Annotated in this window: 1 protein-coding gene; it reads right to left on the bottom strand. The window is 62.3% G+C overall.

Annotation, left to right across the window (positions count from 1 at the left end; genetic code table 11):
• The coding region (locus IVA82_RS23275) for a transposase (RefSeq protein ID WP_247493572.1) at nucleotides 1–785 on the bottom strand (785 nt) is incomplete at both ends.

The following is a 785-nucleotide window of genomic DNA, read 5'->3' as shown; positions in this document are numbered from 1 at the left end:
GGCCTTGCCCTTGCGAATGATCTCCGTCGAGGGCTCGAACACGCTGAAGAGCTTGTCCTCTGTCCGCGTGTTGCCCTGGAAGATGCGTTGCCGGGTCTGCCGCATCACCTGCCGCACCAGCGGCATCATCGCTTCCAGCTCCTGCCGCAAGCCTTGCAGCGCCAGCCGTTTCAAGATGCCCCTGGCCCGCTTCACGCCGGTGGATATCTCATGGGAGAAGCGCTTCGCTTGCCCCACCACTCGGCTCGTCGAGTTCAATAGCTTACGGTAGCCTTGCTTGAGCCTCTCGTGATTGAGCGGTCCTTTGGCACGCGCAATCCGCGAGATATCGAGCAGCCGCAGTTTTACGCTTCGCGTTCGCTCGCGCAGCTTGGTTCCGGCCGCGCCCGCGATCTCGGTGACCTTCTTCATGGTGCGGATCAGCACCCTAACCCCGTCACCCAGCAACGTGCTGTCGGTCGGGTAATGGATGTTGGTCTCCACCACCGTCGTATCCACACGCATTCTGCGTCCCTGCGTCACCCCTTGTTGCTGCGCGATTTGCACGATCCGGTCGTGGATCTGTCTGATTGTCTCCGGATCCACAGCCAGGCCCCAGCGCCCCATCGTCTTGGCGTCCGGCATCTTGCCGCCGCCCACACGGGTGAAGTCGCGATACACCAGATTGGCGCGCACTTCACGTTCCAGCACGTGATAGCTCCAGTTGCGAACATGCTTGAGGATCAACAACCGCAACACCACCTCGGCCGGCGCGCCCAGCCGACCACGACTGCGGCTCTTGTGCG

This window comes from Bradyrhizobium sp. 142, from assembly GCF_023074015.1.
Taxonomy (GTDB): domain Bacteria; phylum Pseudomonadota; class Alphaproteobacteria; order Rhizobiales; family Xanthobacteraceae; genus Bradyrhizobium.
Note: the sequence above shows the minus strand (reverse complement) of the source record. Positions and strands in the feature narration are given on the sequence as shown.